Here is a 25385-nt window from a genome sequence, read left to right as displayed (position 1 = left end):
AAACTTAACGTAGTTCATTTTTTACCTTCAGCCGTTTCGATCACTTCCCCGATCACGAGGGGATTAAGACTCCGGCTATTGTCGTTAACACGAAAACACGCGGGTTTCGATCACTTCCCCGATCACGAGGGGATTAAGACACAGTTTCGCACAGGTCAACCGCAGCAGCAGCTGTTTCGATCACTTCCCCGATCACGAGGGGATTAAGACGTAATCGACTTCCGCAGTTGTGGCTAAGAATTGTTTCGATCACTTCCCCGATCACGAGGGGATTAAGACTGAGGTTTCGCGCGCGCGTAGCATACGCGCGCGTTTCGATCACTTCCCCGATCACGAGGGGATTAAGACAGATACACGGAATCCGTGTAACAACACCACACAGTTTCGATCACTTCCCCGATCACGAGGGGATTAAGACCGCCTCTCTGGCGGCATTGGAGCGTCTATGGGGTTTCGATCACTTCCCCGATCACGAGGGGATTAAGACGGCGCAACTCGATCACCCGGACACGAGGAGTGGTTTCGATCACTTCCCCGATCACGAGGGGATTAAGACCGAGCGAAAGCGAACGTGCTCGCGCAACCCACATGTTTCGATCACTTCCCCGATCACGAGGGGATTAAGACTCTTTCCGCGCGGTCGGTGGACCTACCACGTTTCGATCACTTCCCCGATCACGAGGGGATTAAGACGACGTAAGTGCGCTCGGATTTCGATCGGCCAACGGTTTCGATCACTTCCCCGATCACGAGGGGATTAAGACTTTGCGCACTTCATTTTCGATTTTGGCGGCGAGTTTCGATCACTTCCCCGATCACGAGGGGATTAAGACGTATCGACGCCACGCTGTTGAAGCGTGGCGTCGGTTTCGATCACTTCCCCGATCACGAGGGGATTAAGACCGCTTGGTTTGCTCTTTCAGCAGCTTGCGGGCTGTGTTTCGATCACTTCCCCGATCACGAGGGGATTAAGACCATACGACTTCGCACAGGTCCACCGCGGCAGTGTTTCGATCACTTCCCCGATCACGAGGGGATTAAGACTGGCCGACACGGCCGAAACTAAGTCTCGCGCCGGTTTCGATCACTTCCCCGATCACGAGGGGATTAAGACGTCATGCATTCGCATGACATGGAACACAAACGAGTTTCGATCACTTCCCCGATCACGAGGGGATTAAGACTCCCTCGATAAGAACTCGAGGGTGATTTCCAGGTTTCGATCACTTCCCCGATCACGAGGGGATTAAGACGGCTCGCAGCCACCTAAATACATCATGTTTCGGTTTCGATCACTTCCCCGATCACGAGGGGATTAAGACGGGGACCCCTTGTCCCAGTACGAAAAAGGAAGTGGTTTCGATCACTTCCCCGATCACGAGGGGATTAAGACACTTGTCCAGCGCTTTCACGTCGCAGTCCGGTTTCGATCACTTCCCCGATCACGAGGGGATTAAGACGCAAGCAACGAATGCGCGCGCATGCTACGCGGTTTCGATCACTTCCCCGATCACGAGGGGATTAAGACCCTTTCCATATCGTCTATGTACGCGATACGGAAGTTTCGATCACTTCCCCGATCACGAGGGGATTAAGACTTGACGGCGTTGTTACTGCGAGCGGCGATTTGGGGTTTCGATCACTTCCCCGATCACGAGGGGATTAAGACCTCTTTCAATGGCGCTGCGTCTTCCTCGTACTTGTTTCGATCACTTCCCCGATCACGAGGGGATTAAGACAAAGAAGCGATCGCCCACATGCGGATGGGGCAGTGTTTCGATCACTTCCCCGATCACGAGGGGATTAAGACCCACCCACCACTGTACGCGACGTGATACTGGGTTTCGATCACTTCCCCGATCACGAGGGGATTAAGACGGTTTTCGATGAGTGACTCGTGATACCATTCGGTTTCGATCACTTCCCCGATCACGAGGGGATTAAGACGGTATATTGCCCGCGGGCAACTACCGAACAAGTTTCGATCACTTCCCCGATCACGAGGGGATTAAGACGCAGGGCCTCCGTGTATGACCTGGCCCGGCCGTTTCGATCACTTCCCCGATCACGAGGGGATTAAGACACAGTGATGATGAATTCATCGACCCGGGGGTCGAGTTTCGATCACTTCCCCGATCACGAGGGGATTAAGACGGCAACTACCGAACAACTTCTCGCTGGACAAGTGTTTCGATCACTTCCCCGATCACGAGGGGATTAAGACTCTTTCTTCGGCTCGTTTTTCGCGGATTGTTCGGTTTCGATCACTTCCCCGATCACGAGGGGATTAAGACCCTCGCCTTGTCGGCATCGTCGCCGGTATAACCGTTTCGATCACTTCCCCGATCACGAGGGGATTAAGACTGCGTTCTTCTGTTAGCTTCTCCAACAGTGACAGTTTCGATCACTTCCCCGATCACGAGGGGATTAAGACCCATGACCGGGTCATATAGACCCACCCACCACTGTGTTTCGATCACTTCCCCGATCACGAGGGGATTAAGACAGCCGCGTTTTCGCGGCTTGCCAGTCATGACGGTTTCGATCACTTCCCCGATCACGAGGGGATTAAGACTAATACTTGTACACTTCGTCAAAAATGTCGTGGGTTTCGATCACTTCCCCGATCACAAGGGGATTAAGACCTTGCCGCGACGTACCGCTGTACAGTGGGGAGCGGTTTCGATCACTTCCCCGATCACGAGGGGATTAAGACGTCGTCGCGCGAACCCTTGCTCATCAAGGATGGTTTCGATCACTTCCCCGATCACGAGGGGATTAAGACCGATTTGCCCCGTCACGTGAGCTTTCACCCTTGGTTTCGATCACTTCCCCGATCATGAGGGGATTAAGACCTCTTTGTGCAGCTTGTTACGCGCCATGTTGAAGTTTCGATCACTTCCCCGATCACGAGGGGATTAAGACCTTTCTGCGCGGTCGATAGACCTACCGCAAAAGTTTCGATCACTTCCCCGATCACGAGGGGATTAAGACCCCATACGGTGAAGCAATTGCCGCCATCTTCTGTTTCGATCACTTCCCCGATCACGAGGGGATTAAGACAAGCCGGCGCGCGGAATTGAGTTGGCAAGCCGGTTTCGATCACTTCCCCGATCACGAGGGGATTAAGACCGAATGGGGGATACCCTGTATCCTCCTGGAAGGGTTTCGATCACTTCCCCGATCACGAGGGGATTAAGACATGAATTCATGGACCCCATCGCGGGGGTCGAGGTTTCGATCACTTCCCCGATCACGAGGGGATTAAGACATCGAGGCCTCGCGCTCGGCCAGCCGATGGCGTTTCGATCACTTCCCCGATCACGAGGGGATTAAGACTCTTTCGCTTTGGCGATGGCATTGTCCACCGTTTCGAACACTTCCCCGATCACGAGGGGATTAAGACCTGGGATGAGGTAGCTCACGCCACCTCCTCTGGTTTCGATCACTTCCCCGATCACGAGGGGATTAAGACCACAGCGTCCGCATCAGGGATAGCCAGATAAGGTTTCGATCACTTCCCCGATCACGAGGGGATTAAGACCCGCAGGGCGGCCCGTTTTGCGGCCCTGCGCCGTTTCGATCACTTCCCCGATCACGAGGGGATTAAGACGCTCGGCGCTGATGCGCGAGTCGATGGCTCGCAGTTTCGATCACTTCCCCGATCACGAGGGGATTAAGACCGCAATCCGCTACTTCGTAGCGGAAAAATGCGGTTTCGATCACTTCCCCGATCACGAGGGGATTAAGACCAATTGCGGAAACATGATCGCCGGCCTGGCTGTGTTTCGATCACTTCCCCGATCACGAGGGGATTGAAGCTGGCAGCTCGTGACTCCCCGATGGTGAGTAGACGGGAGTGGCTGCCTTCTGAGCTCGATCAGGTGGTGATGAAGGAATTCAAATATCCACGCTGTTTGTTTTGCCGGCCGATCGGAGTGGGATCATGACTGCGCAGCGTCGTGAGATATTTACAAATGAGGGTGTCGAATCCTCTTTGCGTACTCAGCCTCTTGAAAAGTATTTTTCATTGACTGGCCAGCGCCCGAAGTTTTGTATCCCCAGCACGTCGCTGTGGCGGGGGTATGTCGGCTCTTGGGATGTGCGAGATCGTTGGTTGTATCTCGTGGGGATCGAGGGGCGCGCCGACGGTGGGCCGGTCACGTTGGAAAGCTTGTTTCCGGGGTATCCCGAGCGCGTGTTCGCTCATTGGTATAGCGGCGTGCTGGAAGCGCCTGAGGGGGAAGTGTTGGGCTTTGCTCGCCATCGGTACGAGTTGATCCAGGAACGTGAGCGGTTTTTGAGGGTGGATCGTGGCGTCGTGGTGGAGGAGTGGGTCGTTCACCATCAGCCGGAGGATGTTTACGAATGACGGGATCGGTCTGTATGTGGGGCGCTGCGGCCGTCAAGTGGGGTTAGGCCATGGTGATTTATGTCTATGCGTATTTCGCAGTGGGCCTGGTGAGCTTGCTGCTGGTGTTGGGCTCACACTTTCGTCAGCCGTTGTGGCGGCGTCGGCCTGAGTTGGCCCAAGCCTTGGAGGCATTGAATGATCCGCGCAGTCAGGATAGGCGGTGGCGCTTGGTGCGGGTGTGGGTGTTGCCAGTGTTGGCCGCCGTGCTGGTGGTGGTGGCTTGGCCTTTGGCGGTGTATTGGGGGATCAAGGGGTGGTATGGCCGCCGCAAGACGGCCCGCAGGTTGCGGGATGCGGACGAGTTCGTGGTGCAGCAGGAGCATTTGGTCCGCCCGGTCAGTTTGGCCGAAATCGAGGCCGCCGAGATGGTGATCGATCCCTTGGGCGGCGCACCTCGGCTGCCGTTTGGGCGTCGGCATGCGCAGTGGGAGTCGTTCAAGGCGACGGCGCCCAAGCGCGGGCAGTTGTGGTTGTTTTGCGGGCGCAGGCCAGCGGGATACCAAACCACCGAGGTGTTCGAGGGCTATGCGCTGGTGCGCTGGCGTTCGAAGATCGGCCCGGTTTTCATCGCCCGCCGTTTTGAGATTCATGCGCGAGATGAGGCTCGCTGGGAGTCGGCTCGAACGAAGCGGTGAGCCCACGCCGGTGGGCATCGAGCCTCGGGCTGCGGCGGCGTGGGTGAGGGGGCGGTTAGGATGTGAAAACGGCCCGTCGTTGCGGGCCGTGTTTCCAAGGGGTAAAAGGGGGAAGCGCCAGAAGGCTTAGTCGGCGTACTGGCCTGCGGCCTTGATGACCGGGCCCCATTTGTTGATTTCGGCCTCGACGAATTTCTTGTGCTCGGCCGGATTGGTGCGGGCGTCGGTGACCACCATGGCGCCCAGGGCGGCTTGGCGCTTGATGAATTCAGGATCTTTCAGCGCTTCTTTGAGGGCGGCGTTGAGCTTGTCCAGCACGGGCTTGGGCGTGCCTTTGGGGGCGTACAGGCCGTGCCAGATGGTGACGTTGAAGCCTTTCAGTCCGGATTCGTCCAGCGTGGGCAGGTTGCGCAGCTCGGGCGTGTTCAGCCGTTGCAGGGTGGTGACGGCATAGGCTTTGACTTTGCCTGCGGCGATTTGCGGCGTGGTGTTGGTGGTCTGGTCGCACATGATGTCGACTTGGCCACCGATGAGGTCGGTCATGGCCGGGCCGGTGCCTTTATAGGGCACGGTGGTCATGTCGGCTTTGAGTTGCGATTGGAACAGCAAGCCGCACAGGTGTGAGGCAGCCCCCAGGCCGGCGTGCGCGAGGTTGACTTTGCCTTTGTTGTCATTGATCCACTTGATCAGCTCGGCATAGTTGTTGGCCGGCAGGTTGGGGCGGCCCAGCAGGGTCATGGGCACTTCGTTGATGAGGCCCAGGTATTCGAAGTCTTCCAACGGCTTGAATTGGAGGTTGCGGTACAGGGCCGGGGAAGTGGAAATGCCGATGTGCCACAGGAGCAGGGTGTGGCCGTCGGGGTTGGCTTTGGCCACACGAGTGCCGCCCAGGGTGCCGCCGGCGCCGGCCACGTTTTCGACGATGATGTTGCCGCCCAGGGGTTTGCGCATGGCTTCGGCCAGGTCGCGCGCGACTTTGTCAGTGGGGCCGCCAGCGGCAAAGGGCACCACGAAGGTGACGGGCTTGCTGCCGGGGAAGTCTTGGGCAGCAACGCCGCTGATGGCAAGGGCCGCGGTGGCGGCGAGCAACAGGCGTTTCATGGCGTGTTCTCCTGAAGTTGCAAATGGCGCCGAATCGTACTACGCCATGATGCTAGGCGGCACGAGGGGCTTTGGCATGTCGGAAACTACGTAAGCCCTGCCGAGGGTGGGGGGCTGTGGTGTGGGTGGTCAGTCGTAGCGCCGGGCGTCTTCGATGAGTTTGCCGTCGTTGGGCAGGCTGCCGGGGGGCAGCAGGATGACTTCGGCGCGCAGTTTGGTGATGTCGCGGATCGAGTCGGCCACGCGCTGGGCCAGGTCTTCGGTGGGTTGGGCGCATTCGACGTGCAGTCGCATGCGGTCTTGGGCCATTTCGCCTTCGACGACGAGGCGCACGCGCCCGAGTTCGGGGTGGCGGCGGGCGATTTCGGCCACTTGGCCGGGGTGCACGAACATGCCGCGCACTTTGGTGGTTTGATCGGCGCGACCCAACCAGCCGCGCAGCCGGGTGTTGGTGCGTCCGGTGGGGCAGGGCCCGGGTAGCACGGCCGAGAGGTCTCCGGTGCCGAAGCGGATGAGCGGATAGTCGGGGTTGAGGGTGGTGACGACCACTTCTCCCACTTCTCCGTCGGGCACGGGTTCGCCGGTGCCGGGGCGCACGATTTCGACGATGAGGCTTTCGTCGAGCACCAGGCCTTCGCGCGCGGCAGTTTCATAGGCAATGAGCCCCAGGTCGGCCGTGGCATAGCACTGGTAGGCGTCGATGCCTTGTTCGCGCAGGTGGTCGCGCAAGGCGGCGGGAAAGGCTTCGCCGGAGACGAGCGCTTTGCGCAAGCCGGTCAGGCTCAGGCCGGTGTCGCGCGCTCGATCGAGCAGAATTTTGAGAAAGCTGGGGGTGCCGGCGTAGCCGTGGGGGCGCAGTTCGGCCATGGCCTGGAGTTGGAGCTCGGTGTTGCCCACCCCGCCGGGGAAGACGGTGCAGCCCAGGGCGTGGGCGCCGGTTTCCACCATGGAGCCGGCCGGCGTGAGGTGGTAGCTGAAGCTGCAGTGCACCAGGTCGCCGCGCCGGAATCCGGCGGCATAGAGTGCGCGGGCCATGCGCCAGTAGTCGGTGGCTTGGCCTTCGGGTTCGTAAATGGGGCCGGGCGATTGGAAGACCCGGCGCGCGCCGGCACCGCCGGCCATGCCGCGCCAGCCGATGGTCGAAAAGCCACCGAAGGCATCCAGGCTGCGCTGGGCTTTTTGGCGTTCGAGCAGTTCATGCTTGCGAGTCACCGGCAGTTGGGCGAGAGCTTGGCGGCTGGTGATGGCGCGGGCATCGATGCCTTCGAGGATGTGGGCATAGGCGGGCGAGCGCGCCTGGGCATGGGCCACTTGGCGGGGCAGCATGGCCATCAAGTCGGCTTCGCGCTGGGCCGGATCGCGGGTTTCCAGCGCATCGAAGTGCTCTTGGGGGGCGCTCATTCCTCACTCCAGCGGGCCAAGCGGCGCTTGACTTCGTCGAGGAAGTGGCGCACCTGGGCGGCGTTGCTCAGTTGGCGCGTCTCCCATTCGGGGCTGCGCGCCGGTTGCTTGACGATGCGCACTTGCAGGTGGTCGCCGAGGGCGGATAGTTGCAAAACGGTGAGGCCTTGCAGTTCGAAGTGCTCGCCACGCTCGACCAGCGGCCGCAGCTCGCGCAGGCTGCGTTTGAGTTGCATCAGCGCCGCTTCGGGCTTGAACGGCGGTGCAGCAAAGAAGTCGTCGGTGCTCATGGGTGTCAGGCCAGCCAGCGTTTGCGGCGTTTGTAGCTTTTCACGTCGCGGAAGCTTTTGCGATCACCGCCGCCCATGCCGAGGTAGAACTCTTTGACGTCTTCGTTCTCGGCCAACGCGCGGGCCTCGCCGTCCATCACGACGCGGCCGTTTTCGAGGATGTAGCCGTAGTCGGCATAGCGCAGCGCCATGTGGGTGTTTTGCTCGGCCAGCAGGAAGGTGGTGCCTTCTTTGGTGTTGAGGTCTTTCACGATCTCGAACACTTCTTCGACGATCTGTGGCGCCAGGCCCATCGAGGGCTCGTCGAGCAGCACCATTTTGGGGTTGGCCATCAAGGCGCGGCCGATGGCGCACATTTGCTGTTCGCCGCCGGAGGTGTAGGCGGCTTGCGAGTGGCGGCGTGTCTTCAGGCGTGGGAAGTAGGCATAGACTTTTTCCAGGGTGGCTTGGATGGCGGCTTTGCCATCTTTGCGGGTGTAGGCGCCGGTCAGGAGGTTTTCTTCGATGGTGAGGTGGCCGAAGCAGTGCCGGCCTTCCATCACTTGAATGACGCCGCGCTCGACCATGTCGGCGGTGGTGAGTTTTTCGATGCGTTCGCCGCGCAGTGTGATCGAGCCTTTGGTGACTTCGCCGCGTTCACCGGCCAGCAGATTGCTGACGGCGCGCAACGTGGTGGTTTTGCCGGCGCCGTTGCCGCCCAGCAGGGCCACGATGCGGCCTTCGGGCACCTGCAGGGACACGCCCTTGAGCACGAGGATCACGTGGTTGTAGATGACCTCGATGCCGTTGACCTCGAGTAGCGGTGTTGCCATGGAACTTGTCCTTGTCGAGTGCGTGCCCCGCACCGGCATGAGCCGCTGCGGGGCAAGCCAGTCTCAGCCCTGGCAATCCGCAGGCGTGCGGCGCTGGAGCTTTTTCTCGGCGGCGTATTTGTCGGCCGCGGCTTTGACCATCGGTTTGAGGATTTGCTCGTCGGCCTGGTACCAGTCCGAGGTGAAGTTCCACTTGGTGCCGTCCCAGGTGTGGATGCGTGCCCAGGCCGATCCCATGTGGTCAAAGCACGAGGTGCTGACCGGCCGCATCACGCCGGCAAATCCCAAGGCGTCGAGCTTTTTCTGGTCGAGGGCGAGGTTTTCCAGGCCCCAGCGCACTTGCTCGCCGGTCATGACTTTGCCGCGGCCGTATTTTTCCTGGGCGCGTTTGACGCCTTCGACGGCGAGCATGGCCGAAATGAGGCCGCGCATGTACAGCACCGAGCCCACTTCCTCGCGCGGGCCGGTGCCCTGGCCTTTGTCGTGCACCAGGGACAGGATGTCCTTGACGATTTTGGCATTGGGCTCGGCGCCATGCTGCATGGCCAGGCCGCTGTAGCCCTTGGCGGCGTCGCCGACATCCTTCACATCGGGCTCGGCCGCCGCCCACCACACGCCGTAGATCTTGTTGCGCGGGTAGCCGGTGGCCACGGCTTCCTTGATGGCGGTGGAGTTCATCACGCCCCAGCCCCACAGGAACACATAGTCTGGCCGCTGTTGGCGAATTTGCAGCCAGGCGGCCTTCTGCTCCACGCCCGGATGGGTGACGGGGATGGTCGTGAGCTCGAAGCCGTGCATTTTGGAGCGTTCCTGCAGCAGCGGGATGGGCTCCTTGCCGTAGGGGCTGTCGTGATAGACGAGCGCGATCTTCTTGCCGCGCAGCTTGTCCAGGCCGCCCAGTTGCTTGCCCACGTGTTGCACCAGGATGTCGGCCGCCACCCAGTAGGTGCCCAGCAGCGGGAAGTTCCACTTGAAGACGCCGCCGTCGGCCGATTCGGAGCGGCCGTAGCCAGCCGTGATCAGCGGGATTTTGTCCACGGGGGCTTTTTCAGTCAGCGCGAAGGTGATGCCGGTGGACAGCGGCTGGAACACGGTGGCCCCGCCGTTCTTGCCCTTCAGTCGTTCGTAGCATTCCACACCGCGGTCGGTGGCGTAGCCGGTTTCGCATTCCTCCCAGCTGATCTTCACGCCGTTGATGCCCCCCTTGGCGTTGACGAGCTTGAGGTAGTCCACATAGCCATTGGCAAACGGCACGCCATTGGGGGCGTAGGCGCCCGTACGATACACGAGTACGGGGAAGAATTGTTCCTGGGCCTGGGCCTGGGCCGCGGTGGCGGTGACCAGAGCCGCAGTGCCGGCGGCTGACAGCGTGGCGGCCAGAGCGAGCGATTTGAGTTTCATGCTTGTCTCCTTTGGGGTGGATGCACGCGGGGTGCGTCGGGATGCTCGTCGTGAAAGGAAGTGTCCGGGAGGACTCAGTGCGGGAAGGGCCATAGGCGCAGCTTTTCCTTGCCGATGGACCACAGCCGGGCCAGACCGTGCGGTTCGACGATCAGGAAGAAGACGATGAGCGCGCCGAAGATCATGAACTCCAGGTGCGAGGCCAGGGCCGTGGAGATGGGCACTCCGAGCCACAGTGGCACCTGGTTGAGCAGGATGGGCAGTATCACGATGAAGGCCGCACCGAAGAAGCTGCCCATGATGGAGCCCAGCCCGCCGATGATGATCATGAACAGCAGCTGGAAGGAGCGGTCGATGCCGAAGGCGGCCGGCTCCCAGGATCCCAGGTGGATGAAGCCCCACAGCGCGCCGGCCACGCCCACGATGAAGGAGCTCACCGCAAAGGCCGTCAGCTTGGCATACACCGGACGGATGCCGATGACGCTGGCGGCCACGTCCATGTCGCGGATGGCCATCCATTCGCGTCCGATGGCGCTGCGCACGAGGTTTTTGGCCAGCAGCGCGAACACCACGACGAAGACCAGGCAGAAGAGGTACTTCTCCATCGGGGTGTCGATGCCCCAGCCCAGCACTTCGAGGTTGGAGACCGACACCGAACCGGAGGCCGAGTGGTTGGTGAACCACTGGATGCGCAGAAAGGCCCAGTCGGCGAAGAACTGCGCGGCCAGGGTGGCCACGGCCAGGTACAGGCCTTTGATGCGCAGCGAGGGAATGCCAAAGAGCACGCCCACGGCGGTGGCGCAGACGCCCCCCATCAACAGCGAGGCGATGAGCGGCATGCCTTCGATGCGGACGTGGAAGTTGTAGGCGGCATAGGCGCCGACGGCCATGAAGGCGCCGGTGCCCAACGAGATTTGGCCGCAGTAGCCCACCAGGATGTTCAGGCCCAGTGCGGCCAGCGACAGGATCAGGAAGGGGATGAGGATCGCGCGCAAGAGGTACTCTGAGGCCACAGCCGGAACCACGATCGCCGCAACCACCAACAACAGACCGATGGCGATGCGGTCTTGCCGGATCGGGAAGATGGCCAGGTCGGCCGCGTAGCTGGTTTTGAACTGGCCGTTCTCACGGTAGAGCATGGAGTTCTCCTTGTGGCTCAGACGCGGTCGATGATCTTCTCGCCGAACAGCCCTTGGGGCCGGAACAGCAGGAAGATCAGTGCCAGCACGTAGGCGAACCAGATTTCGATGCCGCCGCCCAGCATGGGGCCGAGGTAGACTTCGGACAACTTCTCGCCCACACCGATGATCAGCCCGCCGATGATGGCGCCGGGCACCGAGGTGAGGCCGCCCAGAATCACCACGGGCAGGGCCTTGAGCGCCACCAGCGACAGCGAGAACTGCACGCCCAGCTTGCTGCCCCAGATGATCCCGGCCACCAGCGCCACGAAGCCGGCCACGCTCCAGACGATGACCCAGATGCGGCCCAGCGGAATGCCGATGGACTGCGCGGCTTGATGGTCGTCGGCCACTGCGCGCAGCGCGCGGCCGGTGCCGGTTTTCTGAAAGAAGAGGGTCAGGGCGATCACCAAGGCCGCCGCGATGCCCGCGGCGTAGAGGTCTTCCTTGCCGATGAGCACGCCACCTTCGAAGGTGTTCTCCAACAGGAACAGCGGATCTTTGGGCAGGCCCACGTCGATCTTGTAGATGTCCGAGCCGAACAGGGTTTGGCCCGCGCCATCGAGGAAGTAGGTGATGCCCAGCGTGGCCATCAGCAGGGTGATGCCCTCTTGGTTGACGAGCTTGCGCAGCACGAGTTTTTCGATGAGCCACGCAACGATCACCATCACCGCCATGGCCAGGATGAAGGCGCCCACGTTGGCCCAGAGGCGGCTTTCGATGCCGGTCCAGTGCGGAATCCACTCGGAAAAGCGCGCCATGGCCAGTGCGGCAAAGAGCACCATCGCGCCTTGGGCGAAGTTGAACACGCCAGAGGCTTTGAAGATGAGCACGAAGCCCAGCGCGATGAGCGAGTACAGCATGCCGGCCATCAGGCCGCCGAACAGGGTTTCGAGGAAGAATCCCATCGCAAGAGTCCTCAGTGGCTGGTGCCCAGGTAGGCGCGGATCACGTCTTCGTTGCGGCGCACTTCGTCGGGCGTGCCGTCGCCGATCTTCTTGCCATAGTCGAGCACCACGACACGGTCGGAGATGTCCATCACCACGCCCATGTCGTGCTCGATCAGCACGATGGTGGTGCCGAACTCATCGTTCACGTCGAGGATGAAGCGGCACATGTCCTGCTTTTCCTCGACGTTCATGCCGGCCATGGGCTCGTCCAGCAGCAGCACTTGGGGTTCCATGGCCAGCGCACGGCCCAGGTCCACGCGTTTTTGCAGGCCATAGGGCAGGCGGCCTACGGGGGTCTTGCGGTAGGCCTGGATTTCCAGGAAATCGATGATGCGCTCGACGAACTCGCGGTGTCGGATTTCCTCGCGCTCGGCTGGGCCCCAGCGCAGGGCTTGCAGGAAGAGGTTGCTCTTGATGCGCAGGTTGCGCCCGGTCATGATGTTGTCCAGCACGCTCATGCCTTTGAACAAGGCCAGGTTTTGGAAGGTGCGCGCCACGCCCATTTCGGCCACCTGGCGCGAGTTCATGTGTTTGAAGGTCTTGCCGCGGAAGACGATCGAGCCTTGCTGGGGCTGGTAGACGCCATTGATGCAGTTGAGCATCGAGCTTTTGCCCGCGCCGTTGGGGCCGATGATGGCGCGGATCTCGTGCTCGCGCACGTCGAAGCTGATGTCGGTGAGCGCTTTGACGCCGCCAAAGCTCAGCGAGATGTTGCGCACTTCGAGGATCACGTCGCCGATCTTGCGGGCGCTGGTCGGCGCGGCGGCATCGTTGACGGCGAGCGGGGCGTCGCCCACGGGCAGGGCGGCGCGCAGGGCAGTGGCAGTGGTCATCAGGCGGCCCTTTTCACAGGTGGGTAGGTCTGGGTATCGACGATGCGCAGCTCGGCGCTGACCACGCCGGTGCGGCCATCTTCGAACTTGACCTGGGTTTCGATGTACTGCGAGGTCTTGCCGCTGTACAGCGCATCGACCAAGATGGCGTATTTGTCGGCGATGTAGCCGCGGCGCACTTTGCGTGTGCGGGTGAGCTCGCCATCATCGGCGTCGAGCTCTTTGTGCAAGATGAGGAAGCGGCTGATCTGGCTGCCGGCGAGTTTTTCGTCTTGCGCGAGATCGGCATTGACCTTCTGGACGCACTCGCGGATGAGCTCGTAGACCTCGGGCTTGCCGGCCAGGTCGGTGTACCCGGCATAGGGCAGGTTGCGCTTCTCGGCCCAGTTGCCCACGGCTTCGAAGTCGATGTTGATGAAGGCGCAGACCTTGTCGCGCTTGTCGCCAAAGGCCACGGCCTCCTTGATGTGGGGGAAGAACTTGAGTTTGTTCTCGATGTACTTGGGGGCGAACATCGAGCCGTCGGCCATGCGGCCGACGTCTTTGGCACGGTCGATGATCTTCAGATGCCCGCTGGCGTCGAGGAAGCCGGCGTCGCCGCTGCGGTACCAGCCGTCGGCGGTCTTGACCTCGGCGGTGGCCTGCGGGTTTTTGTAGTACTCCTTGAGCAGACCAGGCGAGCGGATGAGGATTTCGCCGTTGGCATCGAGCTTGATTTCCACGCCCTCGATGGGCACGCCCACGGTGTCGGCCTTGACCTCGTGATCGGGTTGCAGGCAGACGAACACCGCGGTTTCGGTGGAGCCGTAGAGCTGCTTGAGGTTGATGCCGATGGATCGGTAAAAGGTGAAAAGGTCCGGGCCGATGGCCTCGCCCGCGGTGTAGGCCACGCGGATGCGGCTCATGCCCAGGTTGTTGCGCAGCGGGCCGTAGATGAGCAGGTCACCCAAGGCATAGGCCAGACGCTGTGTCAGCGACAGCGGCTTGCCGTCCATGCGCGCCGGCCCGACGCGTCGCGCCACGGCCATGAAGTGGTGGAAGAGCCAGCGCTTGAAGCGCCCGGCATCTTCCATGCGGATCATCACATTGGTCAGCAGGCCCTCGAAGATGCGCGGGGGGGCGAAGTAGTAGGTGGGGCCGATCTCCTTGAGGTCGATCATCACGGTGGAGGCCGACTCGGGACAGTTGACCACATAGCCGCAGACGAGCCACTGCGCGTAGCTGAAGCAGTTTTGCCCGATCCAAGCCGGCGGCAGATAGGCCAGCACTTCTTCGCGCTCGGTGAGGCGGTCGAATTTCGCACCGGCCAAGGCCCGGTCGATCAGCGCATGGTGGGTGTGCACCACGCCTTTGGGGTTGCCGGTGGTGCCGGAGGTGAAGAACATCGCGGCCACGTCCTCGGGCCGGGCTTTGTCGACTTCAGACTGGAAGAACCCCGGGTGCTGTGCATCGAAGGCGCGGCCGGCCTCGATCAGGGCATCCAGGCTGTCCAGGCCGGGTTCTCGGTAGTTGCGCAAGCCGCGCGGGTCGTCAAACCAGATGCGCGCCAGCTGGGGACACTGGGCACGGATCTCCAACAGCTTGTCGACTTGTTCCTGGTCTTCCACGACGGCAAAACCGACCTCGGCATTGTTGAGCGGGAAGACGAACTCGGCGGCCACTGCGTCCTGGTACAGCGGCACGGGAATGGCGCCCAAGGATTGCGCCGCCAGCATCGTGGCATACAGGCGCGGGCGGTTTTCGCCGACCACCACCAGGTGTTGGCCGCGTCGCAGACCGGCCTGCGCCAAGCCGCCGGCCAGATGACGTACCAGCGTGGCCAGTTCGGCCCAGGTCGTGGTCTGCCAGATGCCGTATTCCTTCTCACGCAGGGCCGGCGCTTGCGGCCGGCGAGCCGCGTGCTCGAGCATGAGTTTCGGAAAGGTGGTGTGCACCGTCGTCTCCTGGTGGGGCCGGCGCTGGCCGGCTCATCGCATGTGGACGATGCTAGGAACAAGTTTGACGCCAGGTTGTCGTTACGACGACAATCCTAGGGTCGCCCCCGTGGGGAATAACCCGTGTGTGCTGCCGTGGCCCAGGATTTGCCACCGACTGGCGCTTTGTTGCGCCGCGCTCGCGCGCCCAGCGAGGCCGAATTGGCCGATGTGCCCTGGCTGGCGCACTTGGATGAGCATGAGCGCCGTTTGGCGGCCGCTCGCATCCAGGTGGTGCGGGCCGAGCCGGGGGAGCTGGTGTGCCGCATCGGACGAGCGCCGACGTACTGGTTCGGCGTGATCGACGGTCTGCTGTAGATGAGCAACGATTCTTCGGCCGGCACGCCGATCACCTTCACCGGGCTGCCGCCGGGCGCGTGGTTCGGTGAGGGGACGCTGCTCAAGCGCGAGCCCTATCGGTACAACGTGCAGGCCTTGCGGGCGAGTTTGGTGGCCGGGCTGGACATCGAGACCTTCCACTGGCTGCTGGACAACAGCATCCCGTTCAACCGTTTCGTGATGCGCCAGCTCAACGAGCGCTTGGGCCAGTTCATCGCCGCGCGTGAGATCGACCGCATGAACGATCCGGACGCTCGGGTGGCGCGCAGCTTGGCGGCCTTGTTTCACCCGGTGCTGTATCCCGGCGTGGGCAGCTTGTTGCGCATCACCCAGCAGGAGTTGGGGGCGCTGGTGGGCTTGTCGCGCCAGCGGGTCAACGAGGCGCTGCACGTGTTGCAAGCCCAGGGCCTGATCCGCATCGAGTATGGCGGGGTGCGGGTGCTCGATTTGCAAGGCTTGCAGCGGCAGGTGTTCCGCTCACTGACGCCTTGAGCGCCCTCATCAGCGCTTCAGCCCGAGATGGCGTAGGAAGAACTCACGCACCGTTTTGCGATGGAAGCGGCGCCATTGCCAGGCGCCGGCGGCAATCAAGGCAATGGCGCTCAGTTCGAGCAGGTGATTGAGCTCCAAGCCGCCCCAACCCCAGCCCAGCCATTGGTCGATGTGATGGAAGGTGGCCGCGCGCATCACGATGAAGGTCAGCAGCAGGGTCACGCCCACGGCGCTGAGGCGATAGCCTTGCCAGAGGTGGCGCCATTGGCGCCATTGCAGCACCGCGACGACGGTGGCTGCGCCGGCCAACGCGGCGATGAAGCCGACTTGCACGAGGCGGCGCTGTTCGTACCAGCCTTGGGCCAGGGCCAGGTCGCGCCCGAACTGGGTGAACCAGGTTTGCAGATCCAGTTGCTTGTTGAGCGCCAGCAGGCTCATCAGCGCTGCCAGGGCCGCCCAATAGCGCCAGGGCATGCGGGTGCGGCGGGCTGCTTGCAGGTTCACCCAGGCCAGCGCGGCCGCGCCCAGGTAGGCCAGCACGGTCAGCCAGCCCATCACGGTGGGGTCGCCAATGCCCGGCGTCCAGCGGCCGGTGGCTGGATCCACCCCAGCCAGCGCCGGCCCAGCGGCCAGGGCCAGCCACCCCACGGGGACTCGAAGCGCAGCAAGCATCACGCCAGCCATTGTGAAGCCGCCGCGCCGGCCGGCAACCCCGCAGCAAGGGGATCGAGCGGCCAGCGGCTCACATGTTGCGCCGGTACTGCCCGCCCACCTCGAACAGCGCTTGGGTGATCTGGCCCAGCGAGCAGCAACGCACGGCATCCATCAGCACTTCGAAGACATTGCGGTTGTCGATCACGGCTTGCTTGAGGCGCTGCAGCATGGCCGGGGCTTCGTGGGCATGGCGGGCGTGGAAGTCTTGCAAGCGCCGCAGTTGCGACTGCTTTTCTTCTTCGGTGGAGCGCGCCAGCTCCAGCGATTCGGGGATGGGATCGCCATGCGGGTTGCGGAAGGTGTTCACCCCGATGATGGGCAATTCGCCGGTGTGCTTGAGCATTTCGTAGTGCAGCGATTCTTCCTGGATCTTGCTGCGTTGGTAGCCGGTTTCCATGGCGCCCAGCACGCCGCCGCGTTCGGCGATTTTCTCGAACTCGGCCAGCACCGCTTCTTCCACCAGCTCGGTGAGTTCCTCGATGATGAAGGCGCCCTGGTTGGGGTTTTCGTTCTTGGCCAGCCCCCACTCGCGGTTGATGATGAGCTGGATGGCCATGGCGCGGCGCACCGATTCCTCGGTAGGCGTGGTGATGGCCTCGTCGTAGGCGTTGGTGTGCAGGCTGTTGCAGTTGTCGTAGATGGCAATGAGCGCCTGCAGCGTGGTGCGGATGTCGTTGAAGGCGATTTCCTGCGCGTGCAGCGAGCGGCCGCTGGTTTGGATGTGGTATTTGAGCTTTTGGCTGCGCTCGTTGGCGCCGTATTTTTCCTTCATCGCCACGGCCCAGATGCGGCGCGCCACGCGGCCCAGCACGGTGTATTCCGGGTCCATGCCATTGCTGAAGAAGAAGGACAGATTGGGCGCGAAATCGTCGATGTGCATGCCGCGCGCCAAGTAGGCCTCCACATAGGTGAAGCCATTGGCCAGCGTGAAGGCCAGCTGGCTGATCGGGTTGGCTCCGGCCTCGGCGATGTGGTAGCCGGAAATCGACACCGAGTAGAAGTTGCGCACCTTGTGGTGCACGAAGTACTCCTGGATGTCGCCCATGACCTTCAGGCTGAACTCGGTGGAGAAGATGCAGGTGTTTTGGCCCTGGTCTTCTTTGAGGATGTCGGCCTGCACGGTGCCGCGCACGTTTTCCAGCACCCACTGGCGGATCTTCTGGGCTTCGTCGTCGGTGGGCTCGCGGCCGTTGTCGGCGCGGAATTTGTCGAGTTGCTGGTCGATGGCGGTGTTGAAGAACATCGCCAAGATCGTGGGCGCCGGGCCGTTGATGGTCATCGACACCGAGGTGCTCGGGTGGCACAGGTCGAAGCCGCTGTAGAGCACTTTCATGTCGTCCAGCGTGGCGATGCTCACCCCCGAGTTGCCGACCTTGCCGTAGATGTCCGGGCGCGGGTCGGGGTCGGCACCGTAGAGCGTGACCGAGTCGAAGGCGGTGGACAGCCGCTTGGCCGGCATGCCCTCGGACAGCAGCTTGAAGCGCCGGTTGGTGCGCGCCGGGTCGCCTTCGCCGGCGAACATGCGGGTGGGGTCTTCGCCTTCGCGTTTGAAGGCGAACACGCCAGCCGTGTAGGGGAACGAGCCGGGGACGTTTTCCAGCATCAGCCACTTGAGCAGCTCGCCGTGGTCTTCGTACTTGGGCAGCACGACTTTGCGGATTTTGTTGCCCGACAGCGTGGTGTGCACGAGCGAGGTGCGGATCTCTTTGTCGCGGATCTTCACGACGTACTCGTCACCCGCGTAGGCTTGCTGCATCTGTGGCCATTGGGCCAGCAGCTTGCGTGCGGCCGGCTCGAGCTGAGCTTCTCGCAGCTCGGCCTGTTCGAGCAGGGCGGCCACGGCCTTGTGCTTTTCGGGAATGGCCTCTTTGAGCATGCGGGCCGATTCACGCAGCTGCTGGATTTCGCGCGCCAGCGCGGCCTGGCGACGCACCCGCGCCTTGTAGCCGCGCACCGTGTCGGCGATTTCGGCCAGGTAGCGCGAGCGTGCCGGCGGCACGATGGGGTTCTGGTGGGTGCTGTGGCGCGTGCGCACCGCCGGCAGCCGCCCTTCCTTGACCGGCAAGCCCAATTCGGCCAAGCGCGGCCGCAGCGCCTGGTACAACGCGGTGACGCCATCGTCGTTGAAACGGCTGGCCATGGTGCCGAACACCGGCATGTCTTCGGGCCGCTGACCGAAGGCCTCGCGGTTGCGCTGCACTTGCTTGGCCACGTCGCGCAAGGCGTCCAACGCGCCCTTGCGGTCGAATTTGTTGATCGCCACGAATTCGGCGAAGTCGAGCATGTCGATTTTTTCGAGCTGGCTGGCGGCGCCGAACTCGGGCGTCATCACGTACAGCGGTACGTCCACGTGCGGCACGATGGCCGCGTCGCCCTGACCGATGCCGGAGGTCTCGACGATGATCAAGTCGAAGCCGGCGGCTTTGCAGGCGGCGATCACGTCGGGCAAGGCTTGGCTGATCTCGCTGCCAGCCTCTCGCGTGGCCAGGCTGCGCATGTACACGCGCGGCCCCTGTTGCCAAGGGCCGATGGCGTTCATGCGGATGCGGTCGCCCAGCAGGGCGCCGCCACTCTTGCGTCGGCTGGGGTCGATGCTGATGACGGCGATGCGCAGCGCATCGTCTTGGTCCAGGCGCAAGCGACGAATCAGCTCGTCGGTGAGGCTGGACTTGCCCGCGCCGCCCGTGCCGGTGATGCCCAGCACGGGAATGCGCGCCTGCGCGGCGCACTGGTGCAACGCCTCGCGCAGCCCAGCAGGCGCTGCCTCGGCCTCCAGCGCGGTGATGAGCCGTGCCAGCGCCCGCCAGGCGGCATCGTCATGCCCCTGCAGCGCCGACAGTTCTCGTGGGGCATGCACCGAGAGATCCTGGTCGGCGCGCATCAGCATTTCGCCGATCATGCCCTGCAGCCCCATGCGCTGGCCATCTTCGGGGCTGTAGATGCGGGCCACGCCGTAGTCCTGCAATTCGCGGATTTCGGCCGGCACGATGACGCCGCCACCGCCGCCAAAGACCTGGATGTGCTCGCCACCCCGCTGGCGCAGCAGGTCCACCATGTACTTGAAGTATTCGACATGACCGCCTTGGTAGGAGCTGACGGCGATGCCGTGAGCATCTTCTTGCAAGGCGGCGGTCACCACTTCGTCCACCGAGCGGTTGTGCCCCAGATGGATCACCTCGGCGCCCATGCTCATCAGGATGCGGCGCATGATGTTGATCGAGGCGTCATGGCCGTCGAACAGCGAGGCAGCGGTGACGAAACGCACTTTGTGCTTGGGGCGGTACGCGGCCAGGGCCCGGTATTCGGCAGAAAGATCGGTCATCTCGGTACGGCCTCGTGAGAGGGAGGGCAAATTGACGTTTACGTCAACGTCAATCATGCCATCAAAGTGCGGCGTTCCGGCCCCCTGATGCGGCCAGCCTATGGTTAACCCTAGGGTTTCAGTCGATGCGCAGGCGCTTGGGGTCGAAGTCGGGGCGCGGGTAGCGCAGCTCCAGGCTCATGAGCACCTCACGGATCAGCGTGGCGACCATCAGATTGCGATGGGTTTTGGAGTCGGCCGCAATGACGGTCCACGGCGCCCAGGGGGTGGCGGTGGCCGCCAGGGCGGCTTCGTAGGCATGCTGGTACTCGACCCAGCGGGCGCGGGCGCGCAAGTCCTGCGGGTCGAACTTCCAGAGCTTGCGCGGGTCGTCCAGACGGGCTTGCAAGCGGCGCTTTTGCTCGTCTTTCGAGAGGTGCAGCATGCACTTGACGATGATCGTGCCGGTCTCGAACAACAGGCGCTCGAAGTCGCACAGCTGCCGGTAGCGGCGCTGAGTCTGGCTTGCATCGATCCAGCCTTCGACCACCGGCACCAGCACGTCTTCGTAGTGACTGCGATTGAAGATCACGATCTGGCCGGCGCCAGGCACACGCTGATGCACGCGCCAGAGGTGGTCGTAGGCGAGTTCGGTGCGGGTGGGCGCTTTGAAGGCCACGGCGTGCACGCCCAGCGGACTCATGCGGCCAAACACGCTGCGTATCGTGCCGTCTTTGCCGCTGGTGTCCATGCCCTGCAGCACCACCAACAGCTTATAGCGCCCGTCGGCATGAAAAAGCTCTTGCAGCGTGTCGAGTTCTTGGCTCAAGGCGTCCAGGCGTGCCCGATCCTCGTCTTTGGATCCACTGCTGAAGGGCTTGGCCTCGGGGGGGAGCCGATCCAAGCGCACCGGGGCGAGCCTTTCGCGGCCATCGGCTTGATCGAAATGCCAGCCTTCGAAGCGCGGATCGGTCAGGGCCGGGAAGCGGGGCAGGGGCATGACATCTCCTGGCGGGGGATGGGCGCTGGGCGCCCATCGCACCCATAATGCCACCCCATGAGCTTTCTTGCCATCGACATCGGCAACACGCGCCTGAAGTGGGCCGTCTACGACGCCATGCAGCCTGGTGCGCGTTTGCTGGCGCATGGGGCGGTGTTCATCGAGAACATCGACACCTTGGCCGAAGACGAGTGGAAAGACCTGCCGGCCCCGCAGGCGATGATCGGCTGCTGCGTGGCCAGCGATGCGGTGCGTCGCCGTGTCGAAGAACAAATCGAGGAACTGTGGGACTTTGCGCCGGTGTGGGTGGTCGCTAGTAGTCAAGAGGACGACGTGACCAATGGCTACGACCACCCCTCACGTTTGGGGGCCGATCGGTGGGTGGCCATGATCGGCGCACGCTGGCACTTGCTCAACCGGGGGCGGCCACGTCCGGCCTTGGTGGTGATGGTGGGCACGGCCGTGACGGTCGATGCCCTGGATGCGAGCGGCCACTTCCTCGGAGGGCTCATTTTGCCGGGGCACGGCATCATGTTGCGCGCCTTGGAAAGTGGCACGGCCGGCCTGCGCGTGCCCACCGGCGAGGTGTGCGACTTCCCCACCAACACCAGCGATGCACTGACCACCGGGGGCACGTTTGCGATCGCCGGGGCGATCGATCGGATGTACCGCAACTTGGCTGAACGTTGCGGCGAGCCGCCTTCATGTTGGCTCACCGGGGGGGCGGGATGGAAGATGGCGCCTTATCTGGGCCAGACATTCGAGCTGGTCGAGACGCTGATCTTCGATGGCCTGCTGCACATTGCGCAGCGCCGCGCGCAGGCCAAACGGGCCCTCTAAGCCTGCCGGGCTCAGAGGATGTAGCGCGACAAGTCTTCGTCCTTGGCCAACTCGCCCAAGCGCGCATCCACGTAGGCCGCGTCGATGGTGACGGTCTGGCCTTCGAGCCGGCTGGCCTCGAACGAGACCTCGTCGAGCAGTTTTTCCAGCACGGTGGACAGGCGGCGCGCGCCGATGTTTTCGGTGCGGTCGTTCACTTCGTAGGCGATTTGGGCGATGCGACGAATGCCCTCGGGCGTGAATTCCAGGTTCACGCCTTCGGTGGCGAGCAAGGCCTGGTATTGCCGCGTCAGACTGGCATGGGTTTGGGTGAGGATGGCCTCGAAGTCCTGCACCGACAGCGGTTCGAGCTCGACACGGATCGGAAAGCGCCCTTGCAGCTCGGGGATGAGGTCGCTGGGCTTGCTGAGGTGGAAAGCCCCCGAGGCGATGAACAGGATGTGGTCGGTCTTGACCATGCCGTACTTGGTGTTGACGGTGGTGCCTTCGACCAGCGGCAGCAGGTCCCGTTGCACGCCCTGGCGCGAGACATCGGCGCCGCCCACGTCCGAGCGCGAAGCCACTTTGTCGATTTCGTCGATGAAGACGATGCCGTTTTGCTCGGCATTGGCCACGGCCCGGGCGCGGATGTCGTCCTCATTGATCAGCTTGGCGGCTTCTTCGTCCACCAAGAGCTTCATCGCTTCGGCAATTTTGAGCTTGCGGGTTTTGCGTTTGCCCGCACCGAACTGAGAAAACAGGCCGCGCAACTGTTCGGTCATCTCCTCCATGCCGGGCGGGCCCATGATCTCCAGCGTGGGGCGCGGGTCGGCCACTTCGATTTCGATTTCCTTGTCATCGAGCTGCCCTTCGCGCAGGCGCTTGCGCATGGTCTGGCGGGCAGGGCTGTCGCTGCTGGTGGATGCGCCGAGGCCGAAGTCGCTGCGCGGGGCAGGCACCAGCACGTCCAGGATGCGCTCTTCGGCGGCGTCTTCGGCGCGCGAGCGCAGTTTGCGCATCTCGGCTTCGCGCGTTTGCTTCACTGACATGTCCACCAGGTCGCGGATGATGGAGTCCACGTCTTTGCCCACATAGCCCACTTCGGTGAACTTGGTGGCCTCCACCTTGATGAAGGGGGCATCGGCCAGCCGGGCCAAGCGGCGCGCGATCTCGGTTTTGCCCACCCCGGTGGGGCCGATCATCAAGATGTTCTTGGGGGTGATTTCGGGGCGCAGCTTTTCGTCCACCTGCTGGCGGCGCCAGCGGTTGCGCAGGGCAATGGCCACTGAGCGCTTGGCTTTGTGCTGACCGATGATGTGGCGGTCGAGTTCGGAGACGATCTCCTGGGGCGTCATGGCACTCATTCCAGCACCTCGATGCAGTGGTGGTGATTGGTGTAGATGCACAGGTCGCCGGCGATGTCGAGCGACTTCTTGACGATGTCGGAGGCGCTCAGCTCGGTGTGTTCGAGCAGTGCGCGGGCGGCGGCCTGCGCATAGGCCCCGCCTGAACCGATGGCGATGATGCCGTGTTCGGGCTCGAGCACGTCGCCATTGCCGGTGATGATCAGTGAGCTGTGCCGGTCGGCCACCGCCAGCATGGCTTCCAGGCGGCGCAACACGCGGTCGGTGCGCCAATCCTTGGTGAGCTCGATGGCCGCACGCACCAGATGCCCTTGGTGCTTTTCGAGTTTGGCCTCGAAGCGCTCGAACAGCGTGAAGGCGTCGGCCGTGGCGCCGGCAAAGCCCGCCAACACTTGGTCGCGGTAGAGCTTGCGCACTTTACGGGCGGAGGCCTTGACGACGATGTGGCCCAGCGTGACCTGGCCGTCGCCGCCCAGGGCCACTTGGTGGCCGCGGCGCACGCTGACGATGGTGGTGCCGTGAAAGGATTCCATGAACGGGCTCAGATGGGGTGAGAGAGTGAAGATTCAAGCACGGGGCGCACGGTGGATCAAATGCCTCGAATGCCCCTTCGCAGGGGCAGCCGTGGCGGCGCGGCGCGCCGGCTCAGATGTTGCGCACCTTGACTCGGGCGTGTTCGGTGATGCCCATCGCACCGAAAAACAGCGCCACCAGCCGATGGGTGTCGTCGAAGACGATGTGGCGATTTTCGTTGCGACGGTTGAGCACCCAGTTGAGCAGGTCGCCAGCGGCGATGAAGTCCACCCGAATGAGGCGGCTGCATGAAACATTGACGATCGAGGCCTTGCCCAGGCGGCTCTCCAGGCTCGAGAGTGTTTCGGAGATGTCGCCCACCAGCTGGCCCGACAATTCCAGCGAGGCCATTTGCACGAGCGCTTCGTCGGCGACTTGGGATTCGACGAAGCTGGTGGACACGTCACTGACCACCGACAACGGGGCCGCCGACGCCGATGGCCGGGCCTCCGTGCTGCCGAGCTTGACCACGCAGCGCGCGGACTCCCAGGACGGGGGCGAGACCTCATAGGTGACGCAGTAGTCGATGGCCACTTCGTCGAACTGGTCGGGGCGGTTCACCAAGCGCAACACATCCAGCCGCAGCAGCCACAGGGCCGGGTCCGCATCGCGAACGCCGGTGGGGGCGGCATCGCCCAGCACGTGCAGCAAGTGCTCGCCGCCCAGCCAGTGCATTTCCAGCGGCTCGCGCGCCCAGTGGCGCAACAGCTCGCTCAACTGGGCGGCGGCCTCGGCGTCCACGCGGCGCAGCGGGCTCCAGTCCAGCACCCAGGGCAGGGGCATTTGCAGGCTTTGCGAGCGCAGTCGGGCGACGGCCTCGACATCGAGCTCTGCGGGGCAGGTCCAGCCGATGGGGCCTTCCAAGCGGGCCGTGCCCGCCTTGGGCGCTTCTTCGGCGGCGGCTTCGGCCACCATGCGCGGCAACGAGAACCACTGCGGGGCCGACCAGCCGAATTGCTGGGCATAGTCCAGCGCCAGGCTTTCGAACTTGGCCTGCTGGCCGGTGGCGCGGTACAGATCGAACAGCACCATCCAGGTGTCGGCATGCTGCGCGCGGCTGGCCCCGGGCCTGACCATGGCGGCCAAGGCCTGCTCGCAGGCGTCGAAGTCGGCATTGGCGAAGGCGATCACCGCCTCGTCGAGCTCGGGATCGTGGACCACCTCGTTGACTTCCACCGCAAAGCCCTCGCCCAGCATCGCCGGCGCGGGGGGCACCGCCGCGGCGGCAGAAGGGGCTGGGGTCGGTGGCGCTTGGGCCGCGTCCACGACCACCGCGGGCGGCTCGGCCGCCACACCGACGAAGGCGCCGGCACCGCTGGGCCCGTCGGCGGGTTCGGCCCGCAGCGAGCGGGTCGAGGGTCCATCCAGCGCCACAGGCTGGGTCGGCGCGTTGTAGAACGATGCCGAGCGCCGCGTGCCGATGGCTTCGCCGACCATCTGTTGCTCGATTTCGTCGATCTTGGCCTTGACTTCGACCACGTCGGAACGTGCCTGCACGCCACGCAGGTCCACCTCGTCGAGGTTCGAGGAGGCATCGAGCAGGCCTGCGTTGGCATCGGTAAGGCCTTCGCGGCGCACCTTGCGCAGCATGTCGAATTCACGCTTGCGCACGAAATCGTTGCGCCGCTTGCGCTCGATCATGGCCTTCAGCTCGGACTTGGCATATTCGCTTTCCCGCGATTCGGTCGAAGGCTGGCTCAGCTCGGCCCAATCGGTCGTCGGATTGGTGACGAACCGCACGACCTTGCGGATAAAACTGGGGGCGTTGTCCTTGGAATCCGGCATGACCAGGGGG

Annotated in this window: 18 protein-coding genes, 1 pseudogene and 1 CRISPR repeat array; of the genes and pseudogenes, 4 read left to right on the top strand and 15 right to left on the bottom strand. The window is 63.1% G+C overall.

Features of this window, described 5'->3' with window-relative positions; translation table 11 throughout:
- Positions 1 to 33: 33 nt before the first annotated feature.
- Positions 34 to 3822: a CRISPR direct-repeat array (repeat unit 37 nt; unit sequence GTTTCGATCACTTCCCCGATCACGAGGGGATTAAGAC).
- A gap of 124 nt (positions 3823 to 3946) precedes the next feature.
- Positions 3947 to 4372 (top strand): hypothetical protein, encoded by a 426-nt coding sequence (locus tag CTA01S_RS16635; protein ID WP_157451366.1) that lies wholly within the window; start codon positions 3947 to 3949, stop codon positions 4370 to 4372.
- A 50-nt stretch (positions 4373 to 4422) separates the two neighbouring features.
- Positions 4423 to 5049, top strand: coding sequence for a hypothetical protein (locus CTA01S_RS12855; protein WP_062196106.1), 627 nt, complete (start codon positions 4423 to 4425; stop codon positions 5047 to 5049).
- A gap of 126 nt (positions 5050 to 5175) precedes the next feature.
- On the opposite strand, the gene CTA01S_RS12850 is transcribed toward CTA01S_RS12855, so the two are convergent.
- From CTA01S_RS12850 to CTA01S_RS12810, 9 genes are all read right to left on the bottom strand, one after another.
- Entirely contained in the window at positions 5176 to 6150 is a 975-nt protein-coding gene (locus CTA01S_RS12850; protein ID WP_062196103.1) for a tripartite tricarboxylate transporter substrate-binding protein, read from the bottom strand.
- 129 nt (positions 6151 to 6279) lie between these two features.
- Entirely contained in the window at positions 6280 to 7551 is a 1272-nt protein-coding gene (locus tag CTA01S_RS12845; protein WP_062196101.1) for a phenylacetate--CoA ligase family protein, read from the bottom strand.
- A complete protein-coding gene (locus CTA01S_RS12840) occupies positions 7548 to 7841 on the bottom strand; it encodes a hypothetical protein (RefSeq protein ID WP_062196099.1) in 294 nt (97 codons plus the stop codon). Before CTA01S_RS12840 ends, CTA01S_RS12845 begins: the two co-directional genes overlap by 4 nt.
- Before the next feature lie 5 nt (positions 7842 to 7846).
- The gene (locus CTA01S_RS12835; protein WP_019560197.1) at positions 7847 to 8653 is read right to left on the bottom strand and encodes an ABC transporter ATP-binding protein; all 807 of its coding nucleotides are present in this window, start codon (positions 8651 to 8653) and stop codon (positions 7847 to 7849) included.
- A 63-nt stretch (positions 8654 to 8716) separates the two neighbouring features.
- Positions 8717 to 10054: an ABC transporter substrate-binding protein gene (locus tag CTA01S_RS12830; RefSeq protein WP_062196097.1), complete on the bottom strand. Its 1338-nt coding sequence runs from the start codon at positions 10052 to 10054 to the stop codon at positions 8717 to 8719.
- A gap of 74 nt (positions 10055 to 10128) precedes the next feature.
- Positions 10129 to 11193 carry a branched-chain amino acid ABC transporter permease gene (locus tag CTA01S_RS12825; protein WP_062196096.1) on the bottom strand — a complete coding sequence of 355 codons (1065 nt, stop codon included), beginning with the start codon at positions 11191 to 11193 and terminating at the stop codon, positions 10129 to 10131.
- 17 nt (positions 11194 to 11210) lie between these two features.
- Entirely contained in the window at positions 11211 to 12140 is a 930-nt protein-coding gene (locus tag CTA01S_RS12820; RefSeq protein WP_019560194.1) for a branched-chain amino acid ABC transporter permease, read from the bottom strand.
- An 11-nt stretch (positions 12141 to 12151) separates the two neighbouring features.
- Positions 12152 to 13015 (bottom strand): ABC transporter ATP-binding protein, encoded by an 864-nt coding sequence (locus tag CTA01S_RS12815; protein WP_019560193.1) that lies wholly within the window; start codon positions 13013 to 13015, stop codon positions 12152 to 12154.
- Complete coding sequence (locus CTA01S_RS12810) at positions 13015 to 14949, bottom strand: AMP-dependent synthetase/ligase (protein WP_062196095.1); 1935 nt, start codon at positions 14947 to 14949, stop codon at positions 13015 to 13017. The genes CTA01S_RS12815 and CTA01S_RS12810 overlap by 1 nt, the downstream gene beginning before the upstream one ends.
- A 135-nt stretch (positions 14950 to 15084) precedes the next feature.
- On the opposite strand from CTA01S_RS12810, the pseudogene CTA01S_RS12805 reads away from it, so the two are divergent.
- Positions 15085 to 15819 (top strand): annotated as a pseudogene (locus CTA01S_RS12805) (Crp/Fnr family transcriptional regulator).
- Positions 15820 to 15828: 9 nt separating this feature from the next.
- Here CTA01S_RS12805 and CTA01S_RS12800 read toward each other — a convergent pair.
- From CTA01S_RS12800 to CTA01S_RS12790, 3 genes are all read right to left on the bottom strand, one after another.
- Positions 15829 to 16491, bottom strand: a complete 663-nt coding sequence (locus CTA01S_RS12800; RefSeq protein ID WP_157451365.1) for a hypothetical protein — start codon at positions 16489 to 16491, stop codon at positions 15829 to 15831.
- A gap of 70 nt (positions 16492 to 16561) precedes the next feature.
- Positions 16562 to 19855 (bottom strand): fused isobutyryl-CoA mutase/GTPase IcmF, encoded by a 3294-nt coding sequence (gene icmF / locus CTA01S_RS12795; RefSeq protein WP_062196092.1) that lies wholly within the window; start codon positions 19853 to 19855, stop codon positions 16562 to 16564.
- 118 nt (positions 19856 to 19973) lie between these two features.
- Positions 19974 to 20834 (bottom strand): PPK2 family polyphosphate kinase, encoded by an 861-nt coding sequence (locus tag CTA01S_RS12790; RefSeq protein ID WP_062196090.1) that lies wholly within the window; start codon positions 20832 to 20834, stop codon positions 19974 to 19976.
- A gap of 57 nt (positions 20835 to 20891) precedes the next feature.
- On the opposite strand from CTA01S_RS12790, the gene CTA01S_RS12785 reads away from it, so the two are divergent.
- Positions 20892 to 21674, top strand: a complete 783-nt coding sequence (locus CTA01S_RS12785; protein WP_019560187.1) for a type III pantothenate kinase — start codon at positions 20892 to 20894, stop codon at positions 21672 to 21674.
- Between the two features lie 11 nt (positions 21675 to 21685).
- Here the strand turns inward: CTA01S_RS12785 and hslU are convergent, their stop codons facing one another.
- The 3 genes from hslU to CTA01S_RS12770 form a co-directional block, all read right to left on the bottom strand.
- A complete protein-coding gene (gene hslU / locus CTA01S_RS12780; protein WP_062196088.1) occupies positions 21686 to 23017 on the bottom strand; it encodes an ATP-dependent protease ATPase subunit HslU in 1332 nt (443 codons plus the stop codon).
- On the bottom strand, positions 23014 to 23550 hold the full coding sequence (gene hslV, locus CTA01S_RS12775) for an ATP-dependent protease subunit HslV (protein WP_019560185.1): 537 nt from the start codon (positions 23548 to 23550) through the stop codon (positions 23014 to 23016). The genes hslU and hslV overlap by 4 nt, the downstream gene beginning before the upstream one ends.
- Before the next feature lie 112 nt (positions 23551 to 23662).
- The gene (locus CTA01S_RS12770; RefSeq protein WP_062196086.1) at positions 23663 to 25375 is read right to left on the bottom strand and encodes an STAS domain-containing protein; all 1713 of its coding nucleotides are present in this window, start codon (positions 25373 to 25375) and stop codon (positions 23663 to 23665) included.
- Between the last annotated feature and the right edge of the window lie 10 nt (positions 25376 to 25385).

Source organism: Caldimonas taiwanensis NBRC 104434, from assembly GCF_001592165.1.
GTDB classification, from domain to species: Bacteria; Pseudomonadota; Gammaproteobacteria; order Burkholderiales; family Burkholderiaceae_C; genus Caldimonas; species Caldimonas manganoxidans.
This window is presented reverse-complemented; position numbering and strand designations above follow the sequence as displayed.